This is a genomic window from Enterococcus crotali (assembly GCF_000633635.1).
GTDB lineage: Bacteria > Bacillota > Bacilli > Lactobacillales > Enterococcaceae > Enterococcus_L > Enterococcus_L crotali.
Genome location: NZ_AYPQ01000004.1, coordinates 96,347 through 113,975 on the forward strand (window position 1 = coordinate 96,347; position 17,629 = coordinate 113,975).

Consider the following 17,629-nt stretch of genomic DNA (forward strand, 5'->3'; position numbering starts at 1 on the left):
CCTTTACTGCTTTATTTTGTAAATCAATCATAAGGGAAAAGAATGAATTTGAAAATTACTTACTTTCTAGTGGGTATGCTTATTTATTGAATGACAGTCCATTCATTAAGTGTTTTTCCATCGGCATCAATCAATTCTAGCCAACTATTTGTTCCACCGAAGTATAAAAACAAGCCAACTTCATTGACGCTTTTTAAAATAATATCTTCCGTTGTTATAAAATTCTTTATTTTATCTTTATGATCTTCTCTGATCCTCTGCCCCATTTTTGCAGAAAATCCTAGTGAACCATCCTTATTGAGCGGTGGTTCTGCCATCATAGTTGCTCCAGCTTTTAAAAGCATTTCATTTCGTTTGTGCCAAAGAGCAGTTGCTTTGCTCTCTCTTGTATTGATAAAAAATTCGATCTGGCTGACTTCTTTGGTCCATTTATGTCGCGCTTTGGCTGGTTTTGCTTTGGTTTTTTTAGGTTCTTCCTGTTGTTTTAAATAATAGCCAAATTTTTTTAGAACTAATAGGATTTCTTCTTTATAGTTTGTAACGGCTTTTGTAGCGCTTGTTGGAATGTTAGTTTCTGTTTGTGAGGTATGAGCGAATGTTAATCCATTGTTTGTGGCTTCTGTAAGAAAAGCCTGTTCTAAGTAGTCTAGTTCAATGTCCCAGGGTGGAGTGATTGTGATCAGTTTAGTGAAATCTGTGGTATCTTGAAAAATCCCAGCTTCAGTTTTTCCTATTGAAACAAGTGTGTTGTTATTTAATAAGATGTAGACAACAGGCTGGTTTAAACTGATTTCGTTGTCTGTATATTCATATATATCAATATTTCCTTGTTTGTTGTTTAAGCTGATGTTTGTTTTGTTTTCTGTAATAAATACTTCGAGTTTGATTTCCATGTTAGGCTCCTTTTACGGTTGTCGATTGGGATGCTGTCTTTTATGTAGTAAGTAGAGTTTATCATGAAAATAGCAATAAGTCTTATAACTAAGCGCTTATCATGTGTAGGGGAAAAGGATGTTCCTTTTACTGATTGATCTTGTAAAAATGCTGTATAGATTGTTTGAGTAGTTAAGGTGTTTTATGAGAAATAGTCTCATTTTTCTTTGTGTACATTTCTTTCTATTCACATTTTCAGTAAGTTAAGTCATGAAAAATAAGGTGTGATTTTATACGGATACAAGTATTTTTTTGATTAAAATATCAGGTTAAGCTAGTGATTCGAAATGAGAAAAAACTCATTTTTCTTTCGTTTGATTATAAAATCATAGTTGAAAAAACTGCTTCGTCTTGTTATTCTGTTCAGTAAAATGAGACAGGAGGTTCTTTGATGGACGTGTTAAGAAACAATAAGTTTTTAACTCAAGAAGATTATCAAGTTGCTCTGGCAAAAATCATCGAGCCATTAAGAAAGAGTCTGCTTGTGACCGATGTTTCTGGGCTTCATTTAGGCAGCAGTGGAGCTGTTTATGATCAGCAACGGGCAGATATGGAAGCGCTTGTTCGTCCGTTGTGGGGCATCGCTTCTTCTTGGAAGTTTCAGGAGGATGATACGCTAAGAGACGTATATTTGGATAAATTAACGAAGGGAACAGACCCGCAAAACGCTGATTATTGGGGAGAAATCCAAGATTATGATCAATATATGGTCGAAACGGCTGCTTTGTCTTTAACGCTGCTGCTTCATAAGGATTATTTTTGGGCGTTATTATCAGAGCAGGCTCAGAGCAATGTTATCAATTGGCTAGCGCAAGGATTAGAACGGAAAGTTCCTAAAAATAATTGGATCTTTTTCAAGGTATTGATTCGCGTAGCGTTATTTTACTGTGGTGAAAAAATAGAGCGTAAATGTTTGACAGAGGAGCTTCAGCTGATTGATTCAATGTATGTTGGACAAGGCTGGTATATGGACGGAAAAACGACACAAAGAGATTATTACGTTCCATTTGCTTTTCATTATTATGGTTTGATCTATGCAACTTTTATGAAAGAAGAAGACCCTGAGTGGTCAGCGCGTTTTATTGAAAGAGCCACATTATTTGCCCAAGATTTTGTCTATTATTTTGATAGCGATGGTGAAGCATTGCCGTATGGGCGGAGTTTGACGTATCGATTTGCGCAAGGAGCTTTTTTTTCAGCGCTAGTTTTTGCTGATGTTGAAGCTATTCCATGGGGAGAACTGAAAATGCTTTTGGCAACGCATTTGAGGACTTGGATGACCCATGATATTTTTACTTTTGACGGTCGTCTTTCAATTGGCTATCATTATGAAAACTTAGTTATGGCAGAAGGCTACAATGCACCTGGCTCACCTTATTGGGCGCTAAAGACATTTTTACTTTTAGCGGTTCGAGCGGATCATCCATTTTGGCAAGTTGAGGCAGTCCAGGTCAAGAAAAAGGCGAAGCGTCTGATTCAACATGGAAACATTCTTTTACTACAGGAAATGGATGGAGGGCATGTATTAGGCTTTCCAGCGGGGATGTTGGTTGAAGGACAAGCGCATGCAGAAGCGAAATATAGTAAATTTGTTTATTCTACAAAATTTGGATTTAGTGTGCCAAAAGCAGGCGTCCTTTATGAGGAAGGTGCGTTTGACAATACGTTGGCTGTATCTTGCGATGGTGGGCGCTATTTTCGAACAAAAAGAGAAACGCTTGATTTTCAGCTGACAGAAGAGTGTGTTTCATATCGTTGGTCCCCTTTTAAAGACGTGGTGATCAAGACCGAGCTTTATCCTTTTGGTCAATGGCATGTGCGTGTCCATGACATAGATACAAAGATTCCCATAGAAATCTGCGAAGGTGGTTTTAGCCTATCATTGTCAGGAAGAAAGAGCCAAGGGGAGACTGGTGTGGGCTGGAGCGTTGTAAAGGATGGTGTAAAAGTTTCTCAAATCGTTGCAATCGAGGGGTATGAAGAAGCGTGTATTGTTCAACCAGAAGCGAATACGTCTTTATTTTTTCCTCGAACGAGTCTACCGTGCTTAAAAAAAATATTACCTGCAGGGAGTCACCGTTTGATGTGCCTTGTTGGCGGAATGATTGTGAAGAATGAAAGGACAAAACAAAATGATAAAAATTGAATTGAAAAATAAAGAGAACCAATCTATCATCGGGCGGATTGATCATGAGAAACAAGAGCAACCATTTACAGCGGAAGGGGAAGCTACGGCTGTTCTGGCGATTAAGGACTACTCTTACGTGCTAGGAGATAAGATTGTTGTAACAACAGATGAGGGCAATGGATATTTTGTAGTCCAACTGGATGAGACATTGGCACCAACCTTGATTTATTTGACTCAAAGAACGTGGATCTATCAAATCCCGTTGACTGACTCACTTAGAAAAGCCTCAGTAGAAAGCGCCTTTCATTCAAAGCGTCATCATATCATGGTACGAAAAGCCTTCGACCATGAAATCACAAATTATCAAAATCTTTCCTTGAATCCTCATGACCAAAAGGATTCAACAGGTGCCTATCCTCATGCAGTAGCAAATGTAGAAACAAGAGATGATGCTGTCTTTTTTGCTAAAAATGCAATTGATGGAAAGTATGGTCATTTGTCTCACGGCTCGTACCCGTTTGCTTCTTGGGGGATCAATCAACAAGCCGATGCTGCATTAACGATCGATTTTGGCCGGAAAGTAGAGATTGATTGGGTTCGTTTGTTATTTCGTGGCGATTATCCACATGATAGTTATTGGACAGAAGTGACGTTGGAATTTTCTGATGGTGAAGAATTAGTTCTTTCAACAACGAAGACAACCACGTTTCAAGAAATTAGGTTCCCACTAAAGGAAACGAGTCATTTGACGATTAAAAACCTTATAAAAGCTGAGGATACTTCTCCATTTCCAGCACTGACCCAAATCGAAGTTTTTGGAAAAAATAAATAGAGCAAGGGGAAGTCAAGACAAAAGACTTCAGCTTCTTATTTCTGAAGCCTTCAAATCTTAGGGCTTTCGCACTTAAAAATAGGTGTGACCGAAGCGAAGAGTAGTAGCTGATTTTTTCTCACTGTTTATTAGGATTTCAATTCTGAGACAAAACGGATCTCTCGTTTTGTTTCAGAATTTTTTTTGTGAAAGAATATTTTTTAGAAAAGTTCGCTTTTTACTTTTATATACGTTATACTGTTTTTAGTTAATATGTTAACAAGTTAAGAGAGGTGAGTAAGATGAAGCTTCAACAAAATAAAATAAAGCTAATCTGTTTAGGGGATAATATATCTCAACAATGGCTGGTGAATCAAATTGATAGCTGTATTGCTAAAATTGAGAAAAACATGGAACGCTTTGGAGAACAATTTCCTTCAGCTTGCGCTACTAATGGCAAATACCGCATCAAACCTAATGATGATTGGACGAATGGTTTTTGGACAGGGATGCTGTGGTTAGCCTATGAATGGACAGGGAGCAAAGAATTTTTAGAACGAGCTATGGCAAATGTTGCTAGTTTTCAAAAACGTTTAGACAACCATTTTGTGCTGGATCATCATGATATCGGTTTCTTATACAGCTTGTCAGCGGGAGCTGGATATCGAATCACTGGCAGTCAGAGTTGTAAAAAGGAATTGTTGCAAGCAGCAGATGTTTTGCTAGCTCGCTTTCAAGAGCAAGGCAACTTTATCCAAGCATGGGGACAATATGGCGATCCTAAAGAATACCGTTTGATCATTGATTCGTTGATCAACTTACCCCTATTATTCCAAGCTACAGAAATTTCTGGTGATCCGCGTTACTCAATTGTGGGAGCAAAGCACTACAATACGTTGCTGAAGACCGTGATCCGAAAGAATGCAACGACTTTTCATACCTACTACTTTGATCCAAAAACGGGAGAACCGACTCATGGCGCGACGCATCAAGGGAATAGTGATGAATCAATCTGGGCAAGAGGACAAAGCTGGGCAGTGTTAGGGATTCCGTTAAATGAAAGTTATCTCCATTCGGTCCCGTTTCCAGAAAACTATTCAGATATTGTCTCTGTCTTTTTGGAAAACTTACCAGAAGATCTGGTGCCTTATTGGGATTTTGATTTTGACGATCAACATCCTTCTGATAAAGATAGTTCTTCATTAGCGATCGCTGCCTGCGGATTATTGGAAGCTCAAAAACTAAATGCTTACCCAGATGCAGAAGAAATTGCCAAAGGTATGATTTATCAACTGGGTGAACACTACTCAGCTAAGAGCGATCCAGAGAATGAAGGCTTGTTGCTACACGGTGTTTATGCGCATGCAGAAGGAAAAGGCATCGATGAGCCGAACTTGTGGGGCGATTATTTTTACTTAGAGGCGTTGATCAGATTAGCAAATACAAAGTGGCAAAGATACTGGTAAAGGGGAATGACAATGCAAACGTTTGAGATAAAAGAAGATTTTTTACTAGATGGCAAACCAATCAAATTGATCAGTGGTGCAATTCATTATTTTCGGATGACACCTGCCCAATGGGAAGATAGTTTATATAATTTAAAAGCACTTGGCGCGAATACGGTGGAAACCTACATTCCGTGGAACATTCATGAACCAATCGAAGGTACGTATGATTTTGAGGGCTTAAAAAATATTGAAGCCTTTGTGACACTTGCTCAACAAATCGGTTTAATGGTCATTTTACGTCCCTCTGTTTATATTTGTGCAGAGTGGGAATTTGGCGGCTTACCAGCTTGGTTATTGAAAGAAAAAGGAGTTCGGCTGCGTTCGACCGATCCTCGTTTTATGGAAAAAGTTCGTCAGTATTTTAGCGTTTTGATTCCCAAGTTAGTACCGTTACAGGTAACTCATGGTGGTCCTGTTATCATGATGCAGGTTGAAAATGAATATGGATCTTATGGTATGGAAAAGGAATATTTGCGTCAAACAAAACAATTAATGGAGGAATTTGGGGTAGATGTACCTTTGTTCACATCAGATGGAGCCTGGGAAGAAGTGTTAGATGCAGGCACTTTGATTGAAGATGATGTATTTGTGACAGGGAATTTTGGCAGTCAGTCAAAGGAAAACGCCGCAGTGATGAGAAAGTTTATGGAACGACATGGGAAAAAATGGCCAATCATGTGTATGGAATATTGGGATGGCTGGTTTAACCGTTGGAATGAGCCGATCATCAAGCGGGATGGGCAAGATCTAGCTATGGAAGTCAAAGCTATGCTGGAAGTCGGATCACTGAATTTATACATGTTTCATGGCGGAACGAATTTTGGTTTTTACAATGGCTGTTCTGCACGCGGCTTGCTTGATCTGCCGCAGGTGACGAGCTATGATTATGACGCATTGTTGACTGAAGCGGGTGAACCAACAGAAAAATATTATCACGTCCAACAAGCAATCAAAGAAGTTTGCCCAGAGGTTTGGCAAGCAGAACCTCGAAAAAAAGTATTCACTCATTTGGGAACACATCCTGTGAAGGCTAGCGTTTCCCTATTTGCAACGAAAGATAAAATGATCAAGGCTCAGCAGACAATGTATCCGCTAAGTATGGAAGAAGCGGGTGACGGGTATGGCTATATGCTCTATTCAGCAAATCTAAAAAACTATTTTCATGAGAATAAAGTAAAAATTATAGAAGCCGGCGATCGTGTTCAACTCTATGTTGACGGTGAATATAAAGCCACACAATACCAAGAAACAGTTGGAGAAGAGCTAGTAATAAGTGGGCAAGTAGATCAAAAGGAAATTAGATTAGATGTCTTAGTCGAAAATCTCGGCCGTGTAAATTATGGCTTCAAATTAAATAGCCCAACGCAGTCTAAAGGCATTCGTGGTGGAATCATGCAAGATATCCATTTTCATCAAGGGTACCAGCAATATCCGTTGACCTTATCAGAAAAACAATTGCAGGCCATTGATTATCAGGCGGGGAAAAATCCTCAACAGCCTTCATTTTATCAAGTGAAGATGGAGTTGAACGATATAGGGGATACGTTTATCGATTGTTCTCACTATGGGAAAGGTGTGATTGTAGTCAATGGCAACAATCTCGGCCGATATTGGGACATAGGACCGAACCACTCGTTATATTGTCCGAAAGAGTTTTTGAAAAAAGGTCTTAATGAAGTCGTGATTTTTGAAACAGAAGGCAAAGAAATCAAAGAAATTACATTTTCAGAGCGACCCATTTATAAGAATTAATCGATTGGAAAATCGAAGCAGCCACTTGAATAATAAAACAAAAGCACTACCTTCAGAAATAATAAGGCGGTGCTTTTGTTTTCATCTTATTCAGCTTCTACTTCGATTTTCGTTTTGAAATATTTCCAATGTTTGTAACTAACGATGTACTCAGCAACGCTGCCGTCTGGCAAGTAGGAATGCTTGATTTGTTTAACTGCTGGTTCACGAAAACTTAACTGTAATAGATTTAACAACTCTGCATCGTCAGGGAAGACGATCTCATTGGTTTCTACAGAAGCTAGTGAAAAAAGATCAATATCAAAATCTTTGCGGACGCGTTCATAAACACTAGCATAGACAGCTAGATTGTTTGAAATCGGTTCTTTAACCAATTTTTTTGGTAAGTGAGTGATATGAACTAAAAAAGGAATATCGCCGAAAGAGCGGACACGGATGATTTTATAGTAGGAGCTATTAGCTGATAAGCCAAGTTCTCTTAAAATCTCAGGCTGTTTTTCTTCCTCAACTGAAATCACTTGAATCTTTTCAGTATCTAAAGAATGAAGTTCTATATCGGAAAATTTAACGCTTTGAGAAACCTTTGATTTTGAGACAAAGGTTCCTTTACCTTGAATACGATAAAGATAGCCTGCGCTGGTCAATTCATTCAACGCTTTGACAGCTGTGATGGAGCTGACTGAATATCTTCGTTTGATATCTGCTTCTGAATAGAATTTATCGCCCGGGATGAATGTATGATTCTTTATTTCACTTAAGAGATCTTGTTTGATCTGTTCATATTTTGGGAGCACGAGTGCTTACCTCCATTCTCTTGACATAGTTAGTTAAGGATAACATGTTAATTTTACTTTAGCAATTGCTTTATTCTCTTTGTTGTTAGTAAATACGAACAATAAGTCAAGTCTTAATAAAAAACTCAACATATTAAGATATTAGGTTTACGGATGAGTTAGCATGTGTTATAGTATATTCGTAAGAGACATAACATGTTAAGTAGGGGGACCTGCATTTTAGGAGGGAATCGAGTGGAAAATATTGTATTGATCAGCCATGGCGGGATGGCTGAAGGAGTCAAAGTCAGTCTCGAGATGATCGTCGGACAACAGCAAAATATTCATACCGTGTCTTTACGACCTGACGGGGATAATATCCAGTTTGAAAATGAGTTAAATGAAAAAATGAAAGCCCTTAACGGATCAACGCTGATTATTGCAGATTTATTAGGTGGGACACCTTGTAACGTTGCTGTGAAGAACTATTTAAATACAGAAGGCGTTGAAATCATTGCCGGTATGACCCTTTCTATTGTAATTGAAGCAGTCGTGAATCAGCAAGTTTCCATAAAAGAGCTGGTCTGTTTAGCTAAAGAAAATATTGTCGATGTTAAAGCAGGTATGAATAAGGCAGAAAAAGATATTACAGAAGCTAGTTTGGAAACGGAGCTTAGTAATTTTAGCGAATATGCTGGTCAAGCGAATATTGTTAATACTCGGATCGATGAACGGTTGATTCATGGACAAGTTGCTGGGATTTGGTCGACCAGCTTGGATACACAACGAATTATTGTAGCAAATGATGAAGCTGCTTTAGATCCATTGCAAAAGTCTTCTCTTAGAATGGCAGCGCCTACTTCTATGCGTCTATCCGTGTTACCTGTTGCTGAGGCGGCGGAAAATATTTGTGCAGGGAAGTACGGGAAACAACGTCTCTTCCTATTATTCAAAAATCCAACAGATGTTTTGAGGTATCTGGATGCCGGCGGATCAATTGAGACTGTCAATGTTGGCAATATGAGCTATAAAGAGGGGGCTCGTGAAGTAACGAAAAGTATTCAGGTCTTAGAAGCTGAGGAAGCGATTTTTGAGACCATTGCTTCAAAAGGAGTAAATGTCACAGCACAATTGGTACCAAACGATCCAGCGATCGACTTTATGAAGAAATTAAGAAGTTGAAAAATATAAGGTGAAGCGGAGGAGAAGGTTGTTACCATATCTAGCTGCACGGGCTAGCTCTTCGGAAAAAAGATAAAAATGGAATGAGGCAAAAAGCGCCACAGTCAATTTTTCCTATTTTTCAGTCAGAGCAGGGCGGAACGTTGTTACTATATCTAGCTGCACGGGCTAGTTCTTCGGAAAAAAGATAAAATCTGCCTGTGACTAAAAGCGTCACAAACATATTTTCCTATTTTTCAGTCAGAAATGAACGAGCCAGTTACGCTTTAAAATTATCTAGCTGCACAAATCAATCCTTCGGAAAATAGAGAAATGGTCAGTGAAACAAGGAACGTTTCAATGTCAATTTCCTAATTTTCTACAGGATGAACCGATTTGTTCCGCTTTTAAAATTAGGAGGAAAATTCATGCATTTAGCGGCGTATCAAATTATTCTTATCACGGTTTATGCTTTTATTGCAATCAATGATTCACTTATTTCAAATACATTGACACAGCCAGCCATTGCCGGAATGATTTCGGGAATGATCATGGGCGATCTTAAAACAGGGTTGATGGTCGGAGGGACTTTACAGCTTATGCGTCTGGGGATTGCGGCGTTTGGTGGTGCTTCTGTTCCGGATTATTTTACGGGGGCAGTGCTGGGAACAGCTTTTGCGGTGATTTCTGGAAAAGGAGCAGAATATGGGATCGGTTTAGCAGTTCCCGTATCTTTATTGATGCTTCAATTAGACGTTGTTGCTCGGTTTTGTAATGTGTTTCTTTTGCACCGTGTCGATAAAGCAATCGATAACATGCAGGTCAAACGGATTCCACGCTTAGTTCTTTCAGGCTCTTTTTTATGGGGGTTATCTCGCGCGATTCCGATTTTATTGATGTTGTTAGTCGGAGATGCTGCGGTTACTACGATTACTGAAAACACACCAGAGTGGTTGATGACTGGTTTGAAAACAGCGGGTGGCGTTTTGCCAGTTGTTGGGGTAGCGATTTTACTCCGTTACTTGCCAACTAAACAATATATTCCATATTTACTTTTAGGCTTTTTCTTAGCTGCTTATCTACAAGTGCCGATGTTGGGTGTTTCGATCATTGGGATGGTTGCGTCAATGCTAGTATTTAAACGAGATAGTGACAAATCAGTTACTCAAACAGCGTCTAGTACAAGCAACTTTGAAGGGGGATTTGATGGGGATGAGTAATCAAAAACTAACAAAACAAGAATTAAATGCCATTAGCTGGCGCTATATTGTAGGGAGTCAATTGAACTGGAACTATGAACGTATGATGAGTTCGGGTTATCTATATGGTATTTTGCCTGTGCTAAAAAAATTCTATGGACATGATGAGAAGCAATTCCAAGATATGATGCGCACACATAATCAATTTTTTAATACAAATGCTATCTTTGGAAACTTGATCATGGGGATCGATGTTGCGATCGAAGAACAAGATGGGTATAAAGCGAAAGACACGATCGTAGCATTAAAAACAGCGCTGATGGGTTCATTAGCTGGTGTTGGAGATTCGTTATTCCATGTGATTTGGGGAACGATTTTTGGCTCAGTTGCCGGAACACTTGCGCAAAATGGTTCTGTTGTAGGCTGCGTGATTTGGATCATTGCCAATATCGCATTGTTGTTTGGCCGGGCGGCGTTATTGCCACTTGGATACAAACAAGGGGTTAAATTAGTAACAACCTTAAAAGATAAACTATCTGCGTTTACGAATGCAGCCACAGTCTTAGGTGTTACCGTAATTGGCGCACTGATTCCTTCTGTGATCAAAGCCACAGTGCCGTTTGTGTATAAAAAAGATGGCGTTGAGTTAGTCATTCAAGATACCTTAGATGCCATTTTACCATCATTGGTACCGATTCTTTTGGTTCTTTTGACCTACTGGATGTTAGGACAAAAGAAATTAAACTCAACACGAGTGATTTGGATCATTTTGATCCTTTCGATCGCATTAAGTGCCTTTGGAATTTTAGGTTAAAAAAACGAAGGAATAGGTGATTAAATGAAACGAGTCGAAATTTTATCTCGTTTAGAGAAAACAGGTGTGGTTGCGGTTGTACGTGGTGGGACGAAAGAAGAAGCGTTAAAGGCTAGCCACGCGATCATTGAAGGTGGAATGACTGGCATTGAACTGACTTTCACTGTGCCGCAAGCAGATGAAGTGATCAAGGAACTAGTGGCTGTTTACAGGGATCGTTCTGATATTGTGATTGGTGCAGGAACGGTACTAGATGCGGTAACAGCTCGCCTAGCAATTATGGCAGGTGCTGAATATGTCGTTAGCCCAAGTTTCAATCAAGAAACGGCGGAGCTTTGTAATTTGTATCAAGTTCCGTATTTACCAGGCTGCATGACGATCACTGAAGTACAAGAAGCCATGAAAAGCGGGGCCGATATCGTGAAATTATTTCCAGGAAGTGTGTATGGTCCCAGTATCATTTCTGCTTTTATGGCGCCGATGCCACAAGCGAGCATTATGCCTACAGGCGGTGTCAATTTAGACAATATGGCTGACTGGTTTAAGGCAGGCGCAGTAACGGTTGGCGTTGGTGGGGATCTTTTAGCACCGGCGGCAGTTGGTGATTTTCAAAAGGTTACAGAAACAGCCCGTCAATACACAGCAAAATTAAAAGAAATTAAGGGATGAGTAAATGGGAAAAGTCGTTACTTTAGGTGAAATCATGCTGCGTTTTTCAACGCAGTCAGGCAACCGGTTAGTTCAAAGTGACTCTTTACAAGCTCATTATGGCGGTGGTGAGGCCAACGTAGGTATTTCTTTGGCAAACTATGGACATGAGGTTATTTTTGCGAGTAAAGTCCCGGATACGGCTTTAGGTGAAGCGGTTCGTAAGCATTTACGAAGCTATCAAGTAGATACACGTTATCTGCTTACGGGTGGTAAACGATTAGGTACTTACTATCTGGAAACAGGTATCGGCGAGCGAGCAGCTTCTGTTATTTATGATCGAGCGGGTTCTAGCTTTGCTGAAATGGAAGGACTCGAATGGGATTTAGCGACTTTATTCAATGATGTAGATATATTCCATATTTCAGGTATTACGCCAGCGTTATCAAAAGCTTGGCAGACAATGACTTTGGAACTGATCAAACAAGCTCGGAAATTTGGCTGTAAAGTTAGCTTTGATATCAATTACCGTAGTAAATTATGGACTCAAAAAGAAGCAGGAGAAACGATCAGACAGCTGTTACCTTATGTTGACTATTGTTCGGCTGGGAAATTGGATGCGGTCAATTTATTGGAGATTACAAAGGGCTCAGGAGATGAAGAGCGGGAGTTAGCATTTTATTATGAACAAATGCAGAACCAATTTCCAAATATCCAGCTATTTTACTCAACGAAACGAATAGTCTATTCAGCTAGCAATAATCAATTGATCGGGACGATTTGGCAGGATGATCACTATTATGAATCGGAAATCCATGAAATCAGTCCGATCATCGACCGAGTTGGAGCAGGTGATGCTTTCGCTGGTGGAATTTTACATGGTGTGCTGGAAAAAATGAACCCTCAAGCAATGGTAGATTTTGCTACAGCAGCAGCGGCATTGAAGCATACAGTTTATGGAGATTGTAATCAATTTAGTAAAGAAGAAGTCGCTGATTTTTTAACGTGCGGCTCAGGAAAAATAATTCGATAGAGGAGTATGAATCATGCAAAATATGGACAATAGATACACACATAGCCCAGAAGACATCCGTCACTATTCAACGGAAGAATTACGTAGAGAGTTTTTAGTCGAAAAAGTTTTTGCACCAGGTGAAATCAGTTTGACTTATACACACAATGATCGAATGATCTTTGGTGGGGTAACACCAACAACAGAACCATTAGAAATTATTTTAACGAAAGAATTAGGCGTTGACTATTTCTTAGAACGTCGAGAATTAGGCGTAATCAATATCGGTGGCCCAGGCGCGATCACAATCGATGGTCAAACGGAAGCCATGAAAAAGCAAGATGGTTATTATATTGGGAAAGAAACCAAACAGGTGATTTTTCAGTCAGATGATCCCAAAAATCCAGCAAAATTTTATGTAAATAGTGTTCCTGCACATCATAAATACCCAAATGTGAAAATTAGCATTGACCAAATCAAACCGATGGAAACGGGCGAAGCATTGTCATTGAATAAGCGCAGAATCTATCAATACATTCATCCAAATGTTTGCGAAAGTTGTCAGCTTCAAATGGGGTATACCGTTTTAGAACCAGGCAGTTCATGGAATACAATGCCTTGTCATACGCACGAACGCCGAATGGAAGCCTATCTTTATTTTGATTACGCTAGTGAAGATACTCGTGTATTCCATATGATGGGCAAACCAGATGAAACCAAGCATTTAGTTGTCGCTAACGAACAAGCAATTATCTCGCCAAGTTGGTCGATCCACTCTGGTGTGGGAACTGGGGATTACACGTTTATCTGGTCAATGTGCGGTGAAAACATAACCTATACAGACATGGATATGGTACCGATGGATCAACTAAAATAGAAAAGAGGGATAAAAATGGCATTCAATATGGATATGTTTCGTTTAGATGGTAAAGTAGCGTTGGTAACAGGAGCCGTTCATGGTATCGGCTTAGAGATTGCGAAGTCATTAGCTACTGCGGGAGCAACGATCGTTTTTAATAATTTATCTCAGGAATCTGTAGATAAAGGACTCGCGCTTTACCAAGAAGCAGGGATTGAGGCGCGCGGGTATGCTTGTGATGTGACCGATGAAGAAGCAGTCCAAGCAACAGTCAAACAAATCAAAGAAGATGTTGGCTCAATCGATATTTTAGTGAATAATGCGGGGATTATTAAGCGTATCCCGATGATCGAAATGTCGGCAGCTGAATTTAGACAAGTGGTAGACGTGGATTTGAATGCACCATTTATCATGGCTAAAGCGGTCATTCCAGATATGATCGAAAAAGGCGGCGGCAAAATCATCAATATCTGCTCAATGATGAGTGAATTAGGACGTGAAACAGTTAGTGCCTATGCAGCTGCAAAAGGCGGCTTAAAAATGCTGACAAAAAATATCGCTTCTGAATATGGTCAATATAATATTCAGTGTAATGGAATTGGGCCAGGCTATATTGCTACACCACAAACAGCACCACTAAGAGAAAAACAAGACAATGGGGAACGTCACCCATTTGATCAATTTATCGTTGGACGAACACCAGCCGCTCGTTGGGGAGAACCAGTTGATCTAAGTGGTCCAGCAGTCTTCTTGGCTTCAAGTGCTTCAGATTTTGTTAATGGTCATATTTTATATGTAGATGGTGGGATTTTAGCCTATATTGGCAAACAACCATAATCAGCTTATAATAGTAGAAAGAGCAACCCATGATCGTAAAGTCGTATTGTGGGTTCTCTATTTTGAATCAGAATGAAAACGCTTGCTTATTTAGACAAGGAGGATATAACAGAATGAATGTGCACAAAAAAATGATGTATGTAATGGGTTGTTCGTTTTTGATTGGTAGTTTTTCTTATGGGCTGAGTAGTGAAAGCTTTGCTGAGGGGGAAACAGAAATAACCCAAACAGACGCCGCTATTTACGAATCAGATTTTACAAAACAACTTGGAGAGTGGCAGGATGTTGTGGGAAAGGCTGACAAAACGATCGGAAGCTCTGGTCTGACGATAGGGAATACCAAACAAGGAGCAAATCTAGAATCGGTCTCATTAAATAAAAGTGCTGGTGTAAAAAGCGCAGGTGATCTGGAATATACGTTTTTATATGAAGGGCAAACGAATTTTGGTTTGGTATTCCGTGGTGATCTACAGGATTCAAAAAATGGCAGTCTTTCGCTTATACCGTGATGGTCAATGGCAGCTAGGGCAACCTGGAGGTAAATGGATCACGAATATCACAGGAGCAAAACTGATTTCAGGTCAGCGGTACAAATTAATGATTCGTTATGAAGGAAAAAGCATCAAAGCCTTTTTAAATGATCAGCTCTTGTATGAAAACAATGAAGTGGTTTATCCAAATACTTCTGCAACCATCGATGGCGATTGGGAAGGCTATGTGGGACTTCGTCTTTTTGGGAATCTGTCAAAATTGAATGTTCTCTCCATGCGTAGCGGTGCCGTTGGAAGTATTCCTGTTGAAGATAATGCCAGCGATTATACTAAACTAAAAGAAAAATGGAAAAATCAATTAGTTTCTGATCAATATGACGAAACCAACACAACTGTTGTGACTACGTTAAAAAGCTTTCAGAAGAAGCTGAGCAATTGTATCAAACATTGAATAAAGAGCCAAATCGAACATATCTCTGGCCAATTGAGCAAGGCAATACCGCATCGGCTGATTTGACTACGCAATTTACGAAATTACAGAAACTAGCGTTAGCGTATGGAACGAAAGGCAGTGCATTTTATCATGATCCGCAAATAGCTGCCGCAATCAATGACGGGCTAGATTTTATGGTGACAAAAAAAGGCTACGATGGGAAAAAATACCACGGTAATTGGTGGGATTGGCAGATCGGTGTACCTCAAAAATTTATCGGTATTTTAATGATTCTTGGAGACGAAATACCACAGGCAAAACAACGGCAATACACTGCTGCAATGAGTGGTTATGTACCTGATCCATTTAAACAGCTGTACACAAAAGCGCAAGGAACATTTGTCGATTTAGCATTTATTCCTAATTTTGTGACATCGGGCGCTAACCGAACTGATTTAGCTCAAACCGTTTTAGCCTTAGGGATTCTACAAGGAAATGATGGGAAAATCAGCCAAGCCTCAAGCAGTATTGTCGATGTATTTAAATTAGTGACAAAAGGCGATGGTTTTTATCAAGATGGCTCGTTTATTCAGCATAACAATATTCCCTATACAGGTTCATATGGAAACGTATTGATGAAAGGAGTCGGCCAAATTTTAGCGATTACTAAAGACTCTAAATTTGAGATGGAACCGGAAATCGTCCAATCCTTCGTGGAAAATGTTGATCGAGCGTTTATTCCTTTGATTTATCAAGGCGAAATGTTACCTACTGTCAACGGTCGTTCGATCTCCAGAGCACCTGCTAAAACTAAAGTAGGCTATGGCTCTACAACACTGTACAATTTATTGATTGTCTCAAAATTTGCTCCAACAGAATACCAAACAAAATTTAAAGAAGCGGCTAAATATTGGATGAAAGAAAATCCAACATATTATTTAACGAATGCAAGAGATTACAATGATTTGCAAATGACAATGTCTGTATTAGATGATTCGGCGATTGTTGGAGATACATTACCGTTTATTGGGACAAAAATGTATGCCTCTATGGACCGTTTTGTACAAAGAACGCAGAATTATATGGTGGGCTTAAGCTTATATTCTAGCAGGATTTCTTCATTTGAAGCAGGCAATAAAGAAAATAAACGCGGCTGGCATACAGCTGATGGTATGTTGTATTTATATAATGATGACGAAGTGCAATTTAATTCAGCGTACTGGCCAACAGTCGATCCCTATCGATTACCTGGCACAACAGTCGACACTGTACCGTTAAAAGATGAAGTCTCGGCCTTTACGACCGTTACCTCAAAAGAAAAATGGGTTGGTGGCGTAGCCATAGAGGATCAAGCGGTTATAGGAATGGCGCTGAACAAAGCAGGCACAAAAAATAATGGCGCTGTTTTACCAATGAACCTTCAAGGGAAAAAATCGTGGTTTATGGTAGATGGGCAAATCGTCGCATTAGGTGCGGGAATTAAAGGAGATACGACGGCTTCAATCGAAACAATCGTGGATAATCGTTTATTAAATGACAATTACACCTATGAAGTATTATCAAATAATGGCGTGATCCAACAAGAAAAAGAACGCAGTGCTAAAGAATGGCTATTGTTAAAGTCAGATCACGAAAATGCGAATATCGGCTACTATTTCCCTGAAAATCCAACAGTAGATGTAATCAGCGAAATTCGTAAAGGGACGTACACAGAAATCAATGAAGCTTTTCCGAGTAATGATCAATACACTGGAAACTATCGCAAATTTGTACTAGATCACGGAAAAAATCCAACGAATGAGCAATACGCATATGTAACACTACCAGGAATCGATGAAGTAGGACTAAAAAATTATGCAGCAGAAAAACCTGTGACGATCTTAGCTAATTCAGCAGATATCCAAGCGGTTGAATTGAAAAAAGCGAATTATCTAGGTGTGAATATCTGGAAAGAGACGGGTGGAAGTGTTGCTGGTATCACTTCCAACAAGGCCATTTCTTTGCTAAGAAAAACGAATGCAGGAAAGAAAACCTATGTATTAGCAGATCCAACGCAGTCAAATGCTGTGATGAGTGTTAAATTACCGAAAGATTTCAAACAGATTTTGACACTAAGTGATGGAATCACCTATGATGAAGCTACCGAAACATTTACTATTCATTTTGAAAATTCAGCAGGTAGCAGTAAACAAATTGTTGTAGAATAACCATTCAATAAACGCCTTTCAACTTATTCTTCTTTAATCATGAGAAGTTAAATAGCTGAAAGG

13 protein-coding genes and 1 pseudogene are annotated in these 17,629 nt (G+C 39.4%); 12 read left to right on the forward strand and 2 right to left on the reverse strand.

Annotated features, from left to right (window positions below; all coding sequences use genetic code 11):
* Window positions 1–83 precede the first annotated feature (83 nt).
* Entirely contained in the window at window positions 84–893 is an 810-nt protein-coding gene (locus tag V192_RS0110750) for a hypothetical protein (RefSeq protein ID WP_025871604.1), read from the reverse strand.
* A 431-nt stretch (window positions 894–1,324) separates the two neighbouring features.
* Between V192_RS0110750 and V192_RS0110755 the strand changes: the two genes are divergently transcribed.
* From V192_RS0110755 to V192_RS0110770, 4 genes are all read left to right on the forward strand, one after another.
* On the forward strand, window positions 1,325–3,079 hold the full coding sequence (locus V192_RS0110755) for a DUF2264 domain-containing protein (RefSeq protein ID WP_025871606.1): 1,755 nt from the start codon (window positions 1,325–1,327) through the stop codon (window positions 3,077–3,079).
* A complete protein-coding gene (locus V192_RS0110760) occupies window positions 3,066–3,893 on the forward strand; it encodes a hypothetical protein (protein WP_025871608.1) in 828 nt (275 codons plus the stop codon). The genes V192_RS0110755 and V192_RS0110760 overlap by 14 nt, the downstream gene beginning before the upstream one ends.
* Before the next feature lie 281 nt (window positions 3,894–4,174).
* The gene (locus tag V192_RS0110765; protein WP_025871610.1) at window positions 4,175–5,338 is read left to right on the forward strand and encodes a glycoside hydrolase family 88 protein; all 1,164 of its coding nucleotides are present in this window, start codon (window positions 4,175–4,177) and stop codon (window positions 5,336–5,338) included.
* A 12-nt stretch (window positions 5,339–5,350) separates the two neighbouring features.
* Window positions 5,351–7,132 (forward strand): glycoside hydrolase family 35 protein, encoded by a 1,782-nt coding sequence (locus V192_RS0110770; RefSeq protein WP_025871612.1) that lies wholly within the window; start codon window positions 5,351–5,353, stop codon window positions 7,130–7,132.
* Window positions 7,133–7,218: 86 nt separating this feature from the next.
* On the opposite strand, the gene V192_RS0110775 is transcribed toward V192_RS0110770, so the two are convergent.
* A complete protein-coding gene (locus V192_RS0110775; RefSeq protein ID WP_025871614.1) occupies window positions 7,219–7,926 on the reverse strand; it encodes a GntR family transcriptional regulator in 708 nt (235 codons plus the stop codon).
* Between the two features lie 234 nt (window positions 7,927–8,160).
* Between V192_RS0110775 and V192_RS21250 the strand changes: the two genes are divergently transcribed.
* The 8 genes and pseudogenes from V192_RS21250 to V192_RS19945 all read left to right on the forward strand — a co-directional run bounded on the left by V192_RS21250 (window position 8,161) and on the right by V192_RS19945 (window position 17,566).
* Entirely contained in the window at window positions 8,161–9,087 is a 927-nt protein-coding gene (locus V192_RS21250) for a PTS sugar transporter subunit IIAB (protein ID WP_128080814.1), read from the forward strand.
* Window positions 9,088–9,494: 407 nt separating this feature from the next.
* Window positions 9,495–10,286, forward strand: coding sequence for a PTS mannose/fructose/sorbose/N-acetylgalactosamine transporter subunit IIC (locus V192_RS0110785; RefSeq protein ID WP_025871618.1), 792 nt, complete (start codon window positions 9,495–9,497; stop codon window positions 10,284–10,286).
* A complete protein-coding gene (locus tag V192_RS0110790) occupies window positions 10,279–11,079 on the forward strand; it encodes a PTS system mannose/fructose/sorbose family transporter subunit IID (protein ID WP_025871620.1) in 801 nt (266 codons plus the stop codon). Before V192_RS0110785 ends, V192_RS0110790 begins: the two co-directional genes overlap by 8 nt.
* A 24-nt stretch (window positions 11,080–11,103) precedes the next feature.
* On the forward strand, window positions 11,104–11,748 hold the full coding sequence (locus V192_RS0110795; RefSeq protein WP_025871622.1) for a bifunctional 4-hydroxy-2-oxoglutarate aldolase/2-dehydro-3-deoxy-phosphogluconate aldolase: 645 nt from the start codon (window positions 11,104–11,106) through the stop codon (window positions 11,746–11,748).
* 4 nt (window positions 11,749–11,752) lie between these two features.
* Window positions 11,753–12,760, forward strand: coding sequence for a sugar kinase (locus V192_RS0110800; RefSeq protein WP_025871624.1), 1,008 nt, complete (start codon window positions 11,753–11,755; stop codon window positions 12,758–12,760).
* Window positions 12,761–12,773: 13 nt separating this feature from the next.
* Window positions 12,774–13,616 (forward strand): 5-dehydro-4-deoxy-D-glucuronate isomerase, encoded by an 843-nt coding sequence (gene kduI, locus V192_RS0110805; RefSeq protein ID WP_025871627.1) that lies wholly within the window; start codon window positions 12,774–12,776, stop codon window positions 13,614–13,616.
* Between the two features lie 15 nt (window positions 13,617–13,631).
* Window positions 13,632–14,435 carry a gluconate 5-dehydrogenase gene (locus V192_RS0110810; protein WP_025871629.1) on the forward strand — a complete coding sequence of 268 codons (804 nt, stop codon included), beginning with the start codon at window positions 13,632–13,634 and terminating at the stop codon, window positions 14,433–14,435.
* A 134-nt stretch (window positions 14,436–14,569) separates the two neighbouring features.
* A pseudogene (locus V192_RS19945) lies at window positions 14,570–17,566 on the forward strand (polysaccharide lyase 8 family protein).
* Window positions 17,567–17,629: the final 63 nt, after the last annotated feature.